This is a genomic window from Frankia sp. CgMI4 (genome assembly GCF_001756285.1).
Classification (GTDB): domain Bacteria; phylum Actinomycetota; class Actinomycetes; order Frankiales; family Frankiaceae; genus Frankia; species Frankia casuarinae.
This window is the reverse complement of sequence record NZ_MAQZ01000071.1, coordinates 1-15383: the sequence shown is the minus strand read 5'-3', so window position 1 is coordinate 15383 and position 15383 is coordinate 1. Positions and strand designations below refer to the sequence as shown.

Sequence of the window (15383 nt, the reverse complement as noted above, 5' to 3'; positions counted from 1 at the left end):
TTCAATCCGGAGGGCTCCAATGGCGAATCCCACGGACCCAGATTTCTCCCCTGTACAGCTTTCTACCGACCATGCGCCGATCTGGATCGGTCGGGATCTGCGCCCAGATATCTATCTTCAGCGGATCGATGAYGGCCATCGTGCCGATCTGGTTGCGGAAGTGCGCGCAGCTAGTGCACGGCTGGCAGCTAGGGACGTTTTCCGTGACCGCGACCTGACGGACGACGATTTCTCTCTGTCGCAGCTGAACACGCACCTAGGCGCGTTGTCTGCGGCCGTCACCAACGGGCCCGGGTTTGCCGTGCTCCGAAGCCTTCCGGTCGAYGAACTCAGTGAACACGAAAGCCTCGTACTGATCCGCGGCGTGGCTGCTCAGCTGGGACGAATCGCGACTCAGAGCCGTGACGGGCAGCTCATCCGCCACGTTCGCGCCGGTCACACTCTCGGTGACGGTCGGGTGCGGGGACACCAGACAGCTGAGCGTCTGTGGTTCCACACCGACGGCGCCGACGCGGCCCTTCTGCTGTGCTTGCGTGCCGCCGACCGGGGTGGTCTGAGTCGTGTGGCCTCCGCTGCGGCCGTGCACAACGCGATGCTGGCGGATGCACCGGACCTCGTCGCCGAGCTCTACCAGCCATTTCACTTCCATATGGCCGGGGGGAACATCCCTGGCGGTCCACCGACGTTCATCTCACCGATCTTCTGCGTGCACCGCGAGCAATTCAGTACTCGCTTCGTGCGGCACACACTGCTGGAGACGCAGAAGATAACCGACGTACCGCTGTCGTCGCGGGCGCTTGCCGCGTTCGACCTCCTGGACGATGTCGCGGACCGCCTGGCCTGCGACATGGAACTCCAGCCCGGTGATCTCCAGATCGTGCACAATCACTGCGTCCTGCACTCCCGCACGGCCTACACGGATTCCGATCCGCGGCTGGCGCGGCATCTGCTGCGATGCTGGATCAGTTTGCCGGTGGCCGACCGGCGGCCCGGTGCCGTCGAACGGGGCCTGCGCGGCGGATGGCTCACCGACGATCTCCAGCGCGTCGCCGCATCCACCTGGACGCCGCCATCGGTCCCCGCCGGCCCCGCAGGCGGAAGCGCGTGAGCGGCACGCGGCCATGGCGGCACGAGCTTGCCGCTGTTCTCGATCGCCTCGCGGATGATCGCCGCGACGCTCCGGCGGTGATCGACTCTGCAGGCCCGCTTACCTTCAACGAACTGCACCGGCGGGCTCGCGACAGGTCACGGAATCTCGATCACTGCTGCCGTCGGCTGCGTCCCGTCACTGCCAGATCGAATGTCGACTTCCTCGTCGACGTGTTCGCAACCTGGCTGGCCGGCGGAATCCCCCTGCCACTGCCAGCCCACGGTGCCTCGGAGCTGGCGCGCACTTTGCCGCGCACCCCGGGCGCCGGATGCGAGCCGTGGAAGGCTGTCCTCGGCATCGACGAAGGTCGTTACCGTCTCCTGGTCACTCACGGGGAGCCACCGAGCGTCCCACGGAAGGCGCTCGCGCTCAGCATGCGGCCCGACGGCTGCGCGTTGATCAGTTCTCCGTTACACCTCAACGGTCCGTTCGAGTTCGCCGTGCGGCAGATTCTGCTCGGCGGCACCGTCGTGATCTGTCCGGTCTACGCCCCCGAAGTCTGGGTCACATATGCGGACCGRCATCGGCCGAGCTGGATCTTCCTGGTCCCCACCCAGTTACGTCGGCTGTTCGACGACGTCGGCGAGACCGTTGTCGCCCAGGCCGCCGCCTCGGTGGACAGGCTGGTGTATTCCTCCCAGCCCTGTCCGCCCGACCTCCGTGCCCGTCTTCTCGCCGTGTTCGGCGCCGAGCGGATCGCGGAGTACTACGGTTCCGCCGGGTACGACGGCACACTCCGCATCGGTGACGCCGCAGGCGGCGTCCCGATCAACGGGGCCGAGATTCGGATCTGCGGACCGGACGGTGCACCGGCCCCGGCGGGGACCGTCGGCACGGTCGAGGCGCGCAGCGACGTGGGGCTCGCCAGCCATTTCCTCCCCGAGGGATGCCCACCACCCGGSGCCTGGCACACCGTCGGTGACCAGGGCCATCTCGACAGCACAGGGCGGCTGCATCTCGCCTCCGTTGCCATGGCCGGACGGGCCATCGTCGGCGGCGTCAACGTCGCCCTCGCACACGTCCACGCAGTACTCGCCGCGCACCCCGCGATCGACTACTGCACGGTGTCCGCAGTCCCCGACACCGTCTACGGCCATCGGCTGATCGCCGAGGTCCAGACACGGGCCCTGACGCTCACCACGGAGAAGCTCCACGCCTACTGCGCCGCCCGCCTTGCCGCGCCCGAGCGCCCCGTCCGTCTTGACCTGATCCGTCCCAGTCCGCCGGAGGCGACTGCCCATGCCGTCGATCTGTGACCTCTGCGCCGCTCTCGACCCGGCCGTGATCGACTGCGCGTTGCAGCGGCATCTGGCCAGGGCGCAACCTCGCGYCCTCGCGGCGAATGCGCATGCCTGTGCGATCCCGACCATCGGGGCCTACACGGCCGRCTACCTGCTCCTCGTCCCCAGGGCCCATGTCCTGTCTCTCGGAGGTCTCGATCGGGATGCCCGAGCCGGCGTCGACGCACYGATGCGCGAGATGGCTGGGCGGCTCGCCGAGCGGTACGACAGCCCGGTGCTCGGCTTCGAGTACGGCCTGAACGCCGCCGGGCAGCGCCGGATCGAACATGGGCACCTCCATCTCCTGCCCACCACGGCGGATCTGCACGGCTGGCTGGCGGACCGGCTCACCGGGTACCCCATCGCCTCCCTCGCCGACCTCCCCGCCAACCCCGCCCACTCCTACATCACCGTTCGCGATCAAAGTGGCGTACTGGCCGTCTTCCCGGTCCCCACCGACACACAGCCGCGCATTCRGTTGCGGCAGGTCGTCGCCACGCTCGACCCGCGGCTGGAGGACGGCACCTGGGACTGGGAAGCCGCCCCGCACACCGATCTCATCCGCCGCACCGTCGACGACCTTGCCCCCGTCACGGCCAGGCAGATGTCATGACGACCTCATGGACCCTCACGGCCCTCTGGCAGCACATCACGACACTGCAGCCCCACACGACCGCGCTGGTCCACCGCGACCTGGCGTGGACCTGRGCGGAGTTCGACACGGCGGCAGCGGCCGTCGCGGACGACCTGCGCCAGCGAGGAGTGACACCCGGTCAGGTCGTCGCCCTCTGCCTGCCCAACATCCCTGAGCATCTCGTCAGCCTCGCTGCCGTTCTGCGTCTTGGCGCGACACCCGCACAGCTCAACCCGCGCTACCGCTCCCGTGAACTCGACCAGCTGCTCCGCCTCCTGCAACCCGCCGCGACGATCTCCGACCCGGACTCCGGCTCTCACATCGCCGCGCTCCACGCCGGCGACCGTCTCCGCGAGGAAACACAGATCCGACCGCTTGGCGCTTATCCACTGCTCGTGGCCAGCGCAGCCGAGCGCCTCTCCTCGGTGCCGCCGCGGGATGAATCAACTGAGTGCATCATGATCAAATGTACGGGTGGAACCACCGGGACTCCTCAGGCCGTGGCCTGGCGCGTCGCCGACATCCTCAACAATCTCAACGCCCACAACCCCTGGGCGCGCCATGACCTGACCCGTTCTCCCGCGCGGACCGCCCTGGCTCTGGCCGACGCTCGTATCGTCGTCGCCAGCCCCCTGAGCCACGGCTCGGGTCTGACCCGAGCACTCGGCGCGCTGTGCGCCGGCGGGATGGTCATCACCGTGCCCGGGGCCTCCTACGACCCCGCCGGAGTGCTCGACGCGGTCGTGCGGCACCGCGCTGACACCCTGGCCATCGTCGGCGACGCCTACGCGCGCCCGCTCATCGACATCATCCACGCCGGCCCTGAAATCGACCTGTCGGCGCTGCGCACCGTCACCTCCTCGGGTGTGCCCTGGACCGCCGAAGCCAAAACCGAACTCCTCGCCCTGKTCCCGCATCTGCGGCTGGTCGAGACCTTCGGCGCCACCGAGGCCACCGGCCTGGGCTCGTCTCTTGCCCGTTCCGGGCACGTGCCGGCAACCGGGCACTTCGACCTCGGCCGCCACGCCCAGGTCTTCGGCGCGGATGGAACACCGACCYGCGTCGGCAAAATCGGCCGTKTTGCCGTCCGCCAACCGCTACCAGCCGGTCTTCACCCTCAGGGCGCCCTTCCGGCCGACCGCTATGTCCACTCCGATGAYGGACGCACCTACCTGCTGTCCGGGGATCTCGTCCGACTTCTGCCGTCCCGGAAGATCGAGCTGCTCGGCCGTGGGCAGGACTGCATCAACACCGGCGGCGAGAAGGTCTACGCCCCCGAGGTCGCTGCCGCGCTCCTCGCCCATCCCCATGTCGCCGATGCCGCTGTCCTCGCCGTTCCCGACACGCGGCTCGGCAGCGCCGTCGGCTGCGTCCTGCAGCTCCGCGCTGGAGGCAGACTCGCGCAGGTGCTCGGCGACATCCGCGGCGACCTCGCCGGCTACAAGATCCCACGGGTGGTCCGGGTCGTTGCCGCCATACCCCGAACCCCGGCGGGGAAGGTCGACCTCGTCTGCGCCCGCCAGCTCCTCAGCGACCAGGAGGCCAGCTCATGACAACACCCGACATCACCGCGTGGGCTGACCTCATCGCGCTCGCCGAGCAGGAACAGCAGGCGCTCCTCGCCGTCCTGACCCGGCTCGTCACCGACTCCCAGCTCGAATCTCAGGTCGCCGCGGCCCTGAACTACCCCGACTGGCCTCTGCCCCTGACGCTGCTCCCGAGCAGGGCCGCGCACCTCACCGCCGGCACACCCGAACTCGCCGCCTACGCAGCTGTCTCCACCGCCGCGACCGCGCAGGTCCTCGCGTCACTGAGCCGATGGGGTTGGCCGCCTCCAAGCCACCCCGCGGCCCGCGACGCCGCCTGGCTGCTACTCCAACACTCCGACACCGAGACCGAGACCCGCCGCGACCTTCTCCGTGACATGGCGGACGCCTGGAAAAATCGCGGAGCAGACCCTCGGCATCTGGCGCTTCTGACCGACCGGGACCGATCCCTGCGCGGCGAGGAGCAGCGGTACGGAACGTTCGTCCTCGTCCGTGACGACCGCCCATGCTTTCTTTACCCCACCGCCGAAATCAGCAAGGTCGACGATGAGCGGCAGCGAATCGGACTGCCGACTCTGGCCGACGACACGCCCTACGCCTACTGCCCGATCACCCCCTACCGGCAGGCCCGCAGCGCACCCGTCAACCCGCCGGCACCGGCCACCATCGCCGTCCTGCCGCCACCACGCGCCCCGCAGCCGACGACGCACAGTCCCGCGGAAGACTCTGCCAACCGTCACGATGTCTACCTTGCGGCGACGCTGCGTGACCGGGAGGAAATCCGGCGCGTCCGCGCCCGCATGCCACCGCCCCTGGAATCCACCGCTCGCTGGATCGATCTCGACCCCCTCACGCGACCCAGCAGCCAGTTCGACGCGGGCATCGTCCTCAACCAGCTCGCGGCCCAACTCTGCATCGACGACATCGCCCGCGCCCGACTTCTCCTCGCCTACCCGCTCAGCCGGCGCAGCGACGGCGTCACGACCGAGATCGGCTGTGCACTCGCCTACGGCAAACCCGTGATCATCGCCAAGGGCTCACCGCAGTGCAGCTTCGACATGCTGCYGTCCGTCACAATCAGTAATGACATAGACAGTGCCCTGGCAGCAGCATGTCGTGCGCTTACCGACGCGGCCTGAGGCGGCCCGTCAGGCCGACGCGCTTCAGTAGGAGACCTGGACGGGGATGTCGAAAGGCGCGAATCTCGGCGACTGCGGCGTGTTCGACGACGCGGGCGGCGGTGGTGCCGACTCGGCCGCGAGTTCGGCGTGCTCCAGCGGCGTGAGGACGCCCAACGCAGTGCGATCCTCCAGCGGCAGGAAATCCAGCGCCAGCCGCCTGACCACATAGTCGATGATCGACAGAGCTCGCGGGATCTCCGGATCGTCCGTCATTCCCGCGGGCTCGAACCGCAGGTCAGCGAACTGCCGAACGTATGTCGCCAGCGGCACTCCGTGTGYCAGACCGGTCGAGATCGCCGACGAGACGGTCTCGGTCATTCCACGCAAGGTGGATCCCTGCTTCGCCATGATCAGATTGACGTCCGCCAGCGAACCGTCGGTATGCAGAGACGCGATGATGAAGCCGTAGGCGCCCCCAACCGTGAAGGCTCTCGTCATGGACTGACGATGGCGTGGCGCCCGCCGTGCCACGCCACTGGGCGTACGGGTTCCCATCGTCGACGTCGCGTCAACCACGGCGCGTTCCTCTCGATCGACATGTTCATTCTGACGAGCTACATCYAGTAATGATCACAACAGATAGCGTCACTACATAGCGAGGGGCGCCAGATGTTGTGGTGCGGCCGAGAGGTCAGCATAGGGCAACGGTCATCCCCTCTCGACGTCGAGGCTCGGCGTGTCCGACTTCTTCCGACCGCGCCAGTCGCGACCTGCCCACATCGGGGGCTCGCGCCCGCATGTCTCAGCCACGAGCCCGGGGGAGRCGAAGAGGAACCGGGGCTTTGCGAGATCGGCCCCGCCGACTTCTCCGGCGATGAATCCAGCCTGCTTCGCGGGAGCCTCGACGCGTCCGCTGCGACAGGCACTCACCTCTCACCAGTGAGTCGCCCTGCAGGCCCGGTCACGCTGGAAGTAACGCGGCCCGGCTCCGCTGTTTACGCAGGTGGAGGCCCTTTTCGGTACCGAAGAACTTCTTCGCAGTACGGGGAATGACTCATGTCGCCAGGTCGCGGACAGTGACAGGACCTTTACAACCGCCGAAACCTTTTGGAAGCCTCAGGGCAGGGCTTCGGCACCGTCCGTCCGGAGGCAAAGTCCATGCAGCATCCGCATGAGCCCTTCGCCCGGCTGTCCGCTGCCCTGCGCCTCGCTGGCGCGAGTTCAGCCCCCACGCCACCTCAGAGTGATCTTTTTCTGGATCCCGGTGCGCTGCGCGGCTGGGTGGAACGACGCTTCGCGGACGAGGTGGGCCGAGTCCGGGTCGCGGGCACGCTTGACCGCCGTCTGGTCTTCGTCGAACGGCTCGACGATCGGTGGGTCGTCGCGGATCTGTCCGGTCAGCCGCACCGTTCCCGGGCCTGGCCCCCGTGGGCGCGAGAGTCGGTCGTCATCGAAGATCCAGGATCGTCGCTGTCATTGGCCATGCTGGCCGAGGATGCCGTGCGCCGGCTGTCGCGTCCCAATGTTCTCCTGGCGGCGCTCTATCACCCGSAGACGTTTCCGCTGCCGCGGTTCCCGCTGGGCATCAGCACGGTGGCGCGCGCGGCCCGGGGAACACTGCTCGGCACGGTGTCGCTGGCAGACATGCAGCTCGGTSTCCCCCTCGACGACCTGATCGCTCGCGTCGAGGCGGACCGGCCGGACGTCCTCGGGGTCTCCGCGACGTTCGGCCAGTACGACCTGCTCACCCGCCTGCTGGAGGTGGTCTACGCCAACGTTGATCCGCCGCTCGTCGTCGCCGGTGGCAGTCTCACCGCCAGGGTCGAGCGGGTTCTGCTGGACCGGTTTCCCCAGTTGTTGGTCGCCAGGGCGGGTGGGGAAGCGACGATCAGCGCCCTGCTGGCGCACTGGCACGGCGACGGCGGCCTCGACGAGRTCCCCGCGCTCGGCTACGTGGGAGCGCCCCGTGGGGGCGGGCTGGCGGTCGGACGGCGGCGAACCGCGAAACCCGTCGTCCGGGACGTGACAGCGAATGTCGTTCCCGAGCTCGATCTGCTGCCGGCGACGTTGGACCGTCACGGTGTCGCACAGTTGGAGACCAGCCGGGGCTGTACCAGCTACTGCTCGTTCTGCCCCCGCGATCACAAGGGAGCCTGGTCGGGTGCCGGTGTCGAGCGGCTGCCGTGGCTGCTGGGCGAGCTGGGCGCGGTCTTCGACCGCTACCCGCGGGTGTCGCGGACGTTGTACCTGGTCGACGAGGAGTTCCTCGGCCGCGGCCCCGATGCCCCGGGCCGGGCGMTGCGGCTGGCCGGTCTGCTGCGCGGGGCGGGCTTCGGCTGGGAGTCCAGCTGCCGCATCGACCAGGTCGTCGACCCGGACCGGGACCTCGGTTGGCATGCCGAGCGCGCCGAGATGTGGCGGATGCTGGTCGCCTGGGGTCTGCGGCGGATGCTGTTGGGTGTCGAGTCCGGGGTGGACAGCGTCCTGGAGCGGTTYGCGAAGGGGACGAGCGGCGACCAGAACGTGCTGGCGGTCCGGACCCTGTCCGTGCTCGGCGTGCCGACCCGGTTCACCTACATCACCTTCGACCCGCTGATGACCCTCGACGAGCTGAAAGCCACCCACGCGTTCCAGGGCCGCACCGACCTGCTCCTGGCCCCACGACCGGATCTTCCCGCCGCCGAGGTCGCGCGCGGCGTGAGGGACAGCAGCTTTGTCGCGACGGCCAGCGTGGGCAGGCCGTTCTACCAGGGGATCTCCTACCTGCTGGTCGGCATGGAATGCCTGATCGGTGYCGCCTACACCCGCCAAGTCCAGCACGCCGRCCTCGCCGGTGCGGTGACGCCGAGCATGGGCCGGGTGGAGGCCCGCTACGCCGACTGGCGAATCGGGGCCGTTGCCGGCTGGGCTCAGCGCTGGGTCGACCGGCACTTCGCCCTCGACTACACCTTCAAGTCGCTGGAGAAGGTCCTCGACGGCGACCCACGCCGCCAGGTACGCGAGGCCCGCAGCGTCCTCAAGGACGCCAGCTACACGGTACTCGGCGACCTGATCATTGAAGTCGACGCCCAGCCGCTCTGCCACGATCCGGCTGCCGAGGCGACCCTGGACGCCCGGATCTGGCAGCAGGTTGAGAAGCGCCTCACCCTGCTCCGGGGCGAGCTCGCGACTACCGTGCACGACCTGCTGCCCGCTCTCGACCGTGAGCACGCGGAGCTACTCACCGTCGAGTACCGACGGTGGTCGGCGGCCAGYGGCTGGACGCTGATCAACGCGGCGGACTCCTGTGCCAGCTGACCCRCCGACCCGCGGCCGGTCAACCGCCGGTCTTCTCCGGGATCGGCACCCAGTTGAACTCCGGGCAGAACCGGGCGTAGGTCACCAGCTTCCACGCCGCGTAGTCCTCCAGCCGGCCGGTCGCGCGCAGCAGGTGCTTGACCCAGGTGTGGCAGACCCGCTCGTCGTGGCTCATCGCGGTGTCGATCTGGTCGAGCATCCGGCAGGCGACCGCGAAGTCGTCCACCGTGAGCGCGCTCAGGTCGATCTCCACGTCGTCCACGGCGAAGGTGAATACCAGCCGGGTGGTGGAGAAGCTGGTGTAGCGCTCACCGAGGAAACGAGCGTTCCCGTCGAGCGTGGCCATCAGCTCGGCACGGCGTTCCACCGGGTAGCCGATGCCCAGGTCCAGATCCGAGGTCTCCAGGTTCAACCGGGTGCCGAACGAGCCGACGTCCCGCGGCCGGTGCCCGGTCCAGCGCTCGATGAGGTCCGACGCCTGCGCGCGCACCGCGTGCAGTCGCTCGTCGTGGGCGCGCATCGCCGCGTAGAACGCCGCGGCCCGGTCGAACTCGGCGTCGGGGAAGTCGCTACGGTCGGCCCACCCCTTCGCCCTGATCGCATCCAGGTCCAGCAGGGTGGCAGGGTCCGGAGTCGTCATGCCGGTGACCCTAACGTCACAGCCAGCAGCGTTCACACACAGGTCGATCCCAGAGATCGCCGGCGGACAACGAGGGGAACGAGATGACGGCACCGAATCTTCTGACCGCCCGGACGCTCGCCGGCGGGCTGACGGTCCACCCCGTCGGCGTCGGCTGCTGGGCCATCGGCGGACCGGACCACAACCTGGGCCTGCCGATCGGCTGGTCCACCGCCGACGACCGCGCCTCCCTCGCAGGACTGGAACTCGCCTACACCCTGGGCGCGAACCTGTTCGACACCGCCGACGTCTACGGCCACGGCCACTCCGAACGCCTCCTCGGCCACCTCGTCTCCCAGGTCGACCGGGACAGTCTCGTGCTGTCGTCCAAGGTCGGTTACTTCGCCGGGACCGCCGCCCACGCCTACCAGCCCTCCGCGATGCGCCGCCAGCTGGAGACCAGCCTGGAGAACCTGCGCACCGACCGGCTCGACATCTACTTCTTCCACACCAGCGAGTTCGGCCCCGACGACCGCTACCTCGACGACGCGATCGCCCAGATGGGTGACTTTCAACGCCAGGGCCTGGTCCGCTGCGTCGGCATGCGCGGCCCGCACCGCTACGCCCCTCACCGGCTCACCCAGCCACGATCCGCCCGGCCGGACAAACACGCCCGGTTCCGGGCCCTGTTCGACCGCGTCCGTCCTGACTTCCTCGCTGTCCGCCACAACCCGCTGACCCCGCCCGCACCTGCCGGCGAACAGGACATCTTCACCCTCGCCGCCGAAAATCACACCAGCATTCTGATCAACAAGCCGCTCGGCCAGGGCCTGCTCACCGGCAAATACGACCCGCGCCGTCCACCCCGTTTCGGCGACGGGGATCACCGGCGACGCAAACGCTGGTACACCCCTGACGCACTCGCGGTCGTCGACCGTGGGCTCGCGCCCCTGCGCGACCGGTTCGGCCCGTCGACTCAGGACCTGGCCCGGGTGGTGCTGGCCTACAGCCTTCAGCGCGCCGACAACGCGGCCGTGCTCGTCGGCTTCACCACCCCCGACCAGATCCGCGAGAACCTCACCGCCCTCGACACACCCCTGTCCGCCGACGACCTCACCTTCGTCCGGGCCACCCTCGGCCAGCTCCAGCAGGACCTCGACGCCGCTGGCGAGGTCTTCCTCGACGAAACGGCGCCACCCGCATGAACCCCCAGCAGGCCCTGTTCCCAAACCCGCCCGCACCGGTCGCTCCCGCGGCCACGACCGAGCTGCGGCTGGTCACCTTCAACGCCCAGCACGCCGCACCCGACCGGGCCCGCCGCCAAGCCGCCTGGCTCGGACAGCAGACCGACGCGGACGTCGTCGTGCTCACCGAGGTCGGCCACGGACCCGGCGGCCACACCCTGCTCGACGCACTCGCGCAGCACGGCTACGCCCACATCCACGCCCCACGGCCGGGCGCGCCCGACTACAGCACGGTCATCGCCTCCCGCAACGCGCCCCTCGAACCTGTGGCCACGGGCATCGACGTTCTTGCCCACCGCGCACCCGTCGTGGACCTGCGGATCGATGGACAGCGCCTACGTCTGGTCGGCCTCTACGTCCCGTCCCGCGGACCGGCCGCACGCCGCAACGAGAACAAGCGCGCCTTCCAACACGCGGTCACCCGGGCCCTGCCCGACGTCCTTGCCGGCTTCGACGGGCCCGTCGTGGTCACCGGCGACCTCAACGTCGTCGAACCCGGYCACGTCCCGCACTATCCAGTCTTCGGCCGCTGGGAATACGACTTCTACCGCTCCTTCACCGACACCGGCCTCATCGACGCCTACCGCACCCTGCAACCCACCACCCCGGGCCACAGCTGGTACGGCCGCGGCGGCAACGGCTACCGCTTCGACCACACCTTCCTCACCCACGACCGACTCGACCTGACCCGGTGCGACTACCTCCATGCCCCCCGCCACGAGGGCCTCAGCGACCACGCGGCGATGGCCGTCGCCGCTGTCGTTGCTCCCCGGCATCTCCAGTCGTAGTCCGCCGGCGTCAGATCGATTCCGCCGCGATCCAGGCGAGGATCACTCGTCGTATGAGGGCTCGTCCTTCGGTGAGGCTCATGGCCGATGTCTTGCTCGGGGTGCCGGGCATCCTGGCGTGCCGTGCGGCCTGTCCGCTGATACCGGGATGGTTCGCGGCCTGCTTGAACGCCTGCTTCTCGGCTTTCGTTACCCAGCCGAGGGCAATCGGGTCGCGGCCGTCCTGCACGATCTCCCACACCTTGTAGAGCTCGACCCACCCAAGGTGCGTGGCCCGGCCGAGCATCGCCAGGGCCTCCGCGAGCGCCGGACCGCGGGCCGCGGCAGCCGCCTGCGGCGGGCCTGGCGGCGGTGGCGGCTCGGAGGCCACCGCGTCTCCTCCTACAACGACCTTCCCGAATTGGGTAGTACACCTAATTGTCTCAGGCGTGAGGACGGCGTGACGTCGATCACCGTCGTCGTACATCCCGGTCAGCTCGACGGCGTGGAAGTCGGTGCCGTTCAGCCAACCGATGCCGTTGACCCAGGCGAGCACCTCGGCCGCTGCCTCGTAGAAGTCCGTGTCCTCGGGCCGGTGGTCCACCGCTGTCGAGGTGAGGTAATAGCCCTCCTCGTCGCAGGAGACCTGAGTGTCACCCGTGGGCAGCACCCGCGAGAGCAGGGCGAGGTCGGTCTCCCGGCCCCGTAGACGCGCTTTCAAGGTCATCTGCCCAGCGTACGGTCTGCGGCCATCTCCTCCGCCAGGTGCAGATGCCGACGACTCCTGTGGCGATGGGCGGATCTGTCGGTGCGCCGGACTAACGTCGCGCAATGACCGAYACGGCAGGTATGTCCTGTACGCATCAGGGCTTGGCTGCGCCTGTACGCCAATCGTCGGACGACGTGATCGGAGATCTTCGCGACGCGCATACCTGCATAAAGATCGCGATCCGGCGAGCTGCTGCGCACGGACTGGTGTCCGACCCAGATGCCGTACTCGACGCGATCGCACCTGAGCTGGTGGCTGTCAAGGCGCTGGCGGAGGAGGCCGCGCTGCGCATCACCGTCGAGACCGAACGACGAGAACGCACCGAGCGCGCCCACACGCGAGTGCTTCGAGTCGTCGAGTCACGGGTGCGCAACGCGCTCGCGAACCTGGTCGTCACCGCCGTGGACAGGGAGTTCAACCCGCACGGCTGCTTCGTCTACCTGCTTTGGGGGACCGACCCCGACAGACCGCTCTACGTGGGGAAGTCGACCAACATCCTGGCCCGGCTCGGCCAGCACATGAGCGACTCGACGAGGCGCTACCGCGTCCAGCGGGTCACGGTGATCCGATGTCGGGACGGCCGTCAGATGGACCGCACCGAAGGACGGCTGATCGAGGAGTACCAGCCGACCCTCAACATCCAGGGCATTCACTAGCGGAATCGCCATTTCGGCGTTCATACCGGCCGTCCACGCGTCCGTCGAGTCACTCGGCCTGCCAGCGACGACATCGACGGAAGCGCGCCGAGTGGTGGACAAGGGAGTCGGGGCCAGGTCATCGACGCGACCATGCCCGTCGATGACCTGGCCCCGACCGCCGTGGCCTTCCTCGCCGCGAATCCGACCTCGCCGCCACCTGAACGTCTGGACGCTCATGCTCGACGCCCCGCGGATTGTCCGGGCGCGATCCTCCTCACCTACCGCACGCTGCGCCTCGACGCGTTCGCCCACGACCCAGAGCTGCATGGCCTCCTGGATGAGGTTCACGTCGAAGCCGTGGACGCCCTGGACAGCGCCGCGCACGCTACCCGTGTGCTCCAGCGCAGCCTCAATCAGCAGACACCGGCGGGTACACCTGCTGCGGACCTCGCCTCCTACGCAGCGTCAAGAGCCAATCAAGTCCGGGTGGACATCCTGCGCGGGTTTGAGGAGTTCCTCCGATCTGGGCAGACCTCGTCGCCGGGCTGGGGAGAACCGTCGAGCCCCGCCCGYGATCAGAATTGTCCGGGTCTTCCTTGCGGGGGATGCGAGCCAGCGGGTGCCGGCAGATCTGGCCGAGATCTTTGCTGTCCTGGTCGGCCTCGCTCAGCTGGCCCTCACCCGGCCCTAACCACCGGCCTGCACCCTCGTTGCAGCCCCGCCGCGTCGTCCGACCCGGGCGACCAGACGAGACGTGTCAGGCGCTCAGAGGGGCAACGGTCGCGGTGTCCCACTGGTAGGTCCGGCCTTCGCGGTACAGCCGCACCAACCGTAGATCGGCTACGGAGACCTCGGCGGGGGGCAGGTCACGCAGCCCCGCGACCCGGTGGATGATCGGTTCCGCGGGCGTGTCGCGGTTGCAGTAGGCGATGCCGATGTGCGGACGGAAACGCCGTTTCACGGCGGGCAGGCCGCAGGCGGTGGACACGTCGTCCAGGGAGTCCCGCAGTCTGATCAAGGGTTCCCAGGGGGTGACGGTGAAGCGGACCGCGCCGTTCGATCCTGYCAGCGGTCCGACCCGCAGCCGGAACGCCGGCTGGTGACCGCACTGTTCGGCGACCCGGCGGGTGACCGCGGCGAGGGTGGCGGGGTCGATCTCGTCGGTGAACGCGAGCCGGCGCACGGTGAGGTGCAGCCCGTCGGCGGGTACCGGGTCGAGACAGGCGAGGTCGTGCAGCTGCTGCTGGCAGGTCGCGGCGAGGTCGCGTAGCGCGGCGCTGTCGAAGGTCAGGAACCAGTGGAAGCTGCTCCGGCCCGGGGTCCAGCCGGGCCGATCCCAGTGGTCGGTCATGGAGGGTAGGACTCGGAAGCGTTCCCAGTCGTCGTGGACCGGATCGTGCTCGCTCACCGTGACGCGCCGCGGGGCAGCGTCTGGGTCACCTCGGCGAGTTCAGCGACGGCGGGCAGGGTCCGCCAGGGCGCGGTGCGGCGGGCCAGTTCCTGGCCGCGTTGGCGGATCGACTCGATCGGGGCGGCACCGGCGCGGGTGAGGGCCTCGACGCCGAGCGCGGCGCTGTGTTCCGGGTCGGGGTCGGCGCCGGCCGTCAGCGCGGTGGCGACATCGAGGGTGATCAGGACATCGCTCCACCGGGAACGGTCGGCGCCCGGCATGCTGCTGGCGGTCTGGGCGTAGCTCTGGACGAGGGCGGTGTCGCCGGTGCCGACGTGGGCGGTCGCGGCGTTCGCCGCGATCCGCGCGAGGCTGTAGGCGCCGAAGGAGATGCACGGCGACATGCCCTCGGGTAGCTCGGCGTCCTCGGCGAGGTCGAACGCGCGGCCGACGGCTTCCCGCACACCGTCGCGGTCACCGAGCTGGCCCAGGGCGCGGGCTTCGCCGTTGATCGCCAGCCGGATCGCCTGCGGCCCGCCCGCGGCGTGGATCTGCCCCTCTCGGGCCCGTTCCAACGCCAGCCGGTAGTCACCGGCGTAGTAGGCGCACAGGCTTTCGGTGCCCCGTACCCAGGCCGCCAGATCGCTGTCCTCGACGGCCACCGCAAGGGTGAACGCCTCCACGCAGTAGGCGCGCGCGAGTGGGAAGTCCCCGAGGTTCACCGCCATATAGCCGGCCAGCCCCGACAGCCGCCCCGCGGCCCGCAGCAGCCGGACTCGGTCCCGGGACGTCTGCCAGCCCTCGATGAGGGTCTGCACGACCTTCCGCTGGCGTACGACAAGAGCAGCCAGGGCGGCGTGGCCGCCACCCTTTCGTATGAGAATTTGAGTCCGGCCGCGGGACGCCTGTGGTCCTGATGTTGGCCGG

Annotated in this window: 14 protein-coding genes; 9 read left to right on the top strand and 5 right to left on the bottom strand. The window is 69.1% G+C overall.

Features of this window, described 5'->3' with window-relative positions:
• The first annotated feature begins 19 nt into the window (after positions 1–19).
• From Manayef4_RS12190 to Manayef4_RS12170, 5 genes are all read left to right on the top strand, one after another.
• Positions 20–1108 (top strand): TauD/TfdA family dioxygenase, encoded by a 1089-nt coding sequence (locus tag Manayef4_RS12190; RefSeq protein ID WP_023841414.1) that lies wholly within the window; start codon positions 20–22, stop codon positions 1106–1108.
• A gap of 77 nt (positions 1109–1185) precedes the next feature.
• On the top strand, positions 1186–2406 hold the full coding sequence (locus tag Manayef4_RS12185; RefSeq protein ID WP_162865127.1) for an AMP-binding protein: 1221 nt from the start codon (positions 1186–1188) through the stop codon (positions 2404–2406).
• Complete coding sequence (locus Manayef4_RS12180; RefSeq protein WP_070131675.1) at positions 2390–3043, top strand: hypothetical protein; 654 nt, start codon at positions 2390–2392, stop codon at positions 3041–3043. The genes Manayef4_RS12185 and Manayef4_RS12180 overlap by 17 nt, the downstream gene beginning before the upstream one ends.
• Positions 3040–4617 (top strand): AMP-binding protein, encoded by a 1578-nt coding sequence (locus Manayef4_RS12175; RefSeq protein WP_070131674.1) that lies wholly within the window; start codon positions 3040–3042, stop codon positions 4615–4617. Before Manayef4_RS12180 ends, Manayef4_RS12175 begins: the two co-directional genes overlap by 4 nt.
• A complete protein-coding gene (locus Manayef4_RS12170; RefSeq protein WP_070131673.1) occupies positions 4614–5750 on the top strand; it encodes a DUF6624 domain-containing protein in 1137 nt (378 codons plus the stop codon). The genes Manayef4_RS12175 and Manayef4_RS12170 overlap by 4 nt, the downstream gene beginning before the upstream one ends.
• Positions 5751–5774: 24 nt before the next feature.
• On the opposite strand, the gene Manayef4_RS12165 is transcribed toward Manayef4_RS12170, so the two are convergent.
• Complete coding sequence (locus tag Manayef4_RS12165; RefSeq protein ID WP_254665615.1) at positions 5775–6230, bottom strand: ribonucleotide reductase; 456 nt, start codon at positions 6228–6230, stop codon at positions 5775–5777.
• Positions 6231–6890: 660 nt separating this feature from the next.
• On the opposite strand from Manayef4_RS12165, the gene Manayef4_RS12160 reads away from it, so the two are divergent.
• Positions 6891–9029, top strand: coding sequence for a radical SAM protein (locus Manayef4_RS12160; protein ID WP_083282427.1), 2139 nt, complete (start codon positions 6891–6893; stop codon positions 9027–9029).
• Positions 9030–9048: 19 nt separating this feature from the next.
• Here Manayef4_RS12160 and Manayef4_RS12155 read toward each other — a convergent pair whose 3' ends face one another.
• Positions 9049–9669 carry a hypothetical protein gene (locus tag Manayef4_RS12155; protein WP_043590383.1) on the bottom strand — a complete coding sequence of 207 codons (621 nt, stop codon included), beginning with the start codon at positions 9667–9669 and terminating at the stop codon, positions 9049–9051.
• 83 nt (positions 9670–9752) lie between these two features.
• Between Manayef4_RS12155 and Manayef4_RS12150 the strand changes: the two genes are divergently transcribed.
• Both Manayef4_RS12150 and Manayef4_RS12145 read left to right on the top strand, forming a co-directional pair.
• Positions 9753–10853, top strand: coding sequence for an aldo/keto reductase (locus tag Manayef4_RS12150; protein WP_070131671.1), 1101 nt, complete (start codon positions 9753–9755; stop codon positions 10851–10853).
• Entirely contained in the window at positions 10850–11680 is an 831-nt protein-coding gene (locus Manayef4_RS12145) for an endonuclease/exonuclease/phosphatase family protein (RefSeq protein WP_023841423.1), read from the top strand. The genes Manayef4_RS12150 and Manayef4_RS12145 overlap by 4 nt, the downstream gene beginning before the upstream one ends.
• A 10-nt stretch (positions 11681–11690) precedes the next feature.
• On the opposite strand, the gene Manayef4_RS12140 is transcribed toward Manayef4_RS12145, so the two are convergent.
• On the bottom strand, positions 11691–12386 hold the full coding sequence (locus Manayef4_RS12140) for a hypothetical protein (RefSeq protein ID WP_023841424.1): 696 nt from the start codon (positions 12384–12386) through the stop codon (positions 11691–11693).
• A gap of 176 nt (positions 12387–12562) precedes the next feature.
• Between Manayef4_RS12140 and Manayef4_RS12135 the strand changes: the two genes are divergently transcribed.
• Positions 12563–13084: a GIY-YIG nuclease family protein gene (locus Manayef4_RS12135; RefSeq protein ID WP_070982392.1), complete on the top strand. Its 522-nt coding sequence runs from the start codon at positions 12563–12565 to the stop codon at positions 13082–13084.
• 739 nt (positions 13085–13823) lie between these two features.
• Here Manayef4_RS12135 and Manayef4_RS12130 read toward each other — a convergent pair.
• Both Manayef4_RS12130 and Manayef4_RS12125 read right to left on the bottom strand, forming a co-directional pair.
• A complete protein-coding gene (locus Manayef4_RS12130) occupies positions 13824–14474 on the bottom strand; it encodes a 2'-5' RNA ligase family protein (protein WP_070131670.1) in 651 nt (216 codons plus the stop codon).
• Positions 14471–15274: a hypothetical protein gene (locus Manayef4_RS12125; RefSeq protein ID WP_023841428.1), complete on the bottom strand. Its 804-nt coding sequence runs from the start codon at positions 15272–15274 to the stop codon at positions 14471–14473. The genes Manayef4_RS12130 and Manayef4_RS12125 overlap by 4 nt, the downstream gene beginning before the upstream one ends.
• Between the last annotated feature and the right edge of the window lie 109 nt (positions 15275–15383).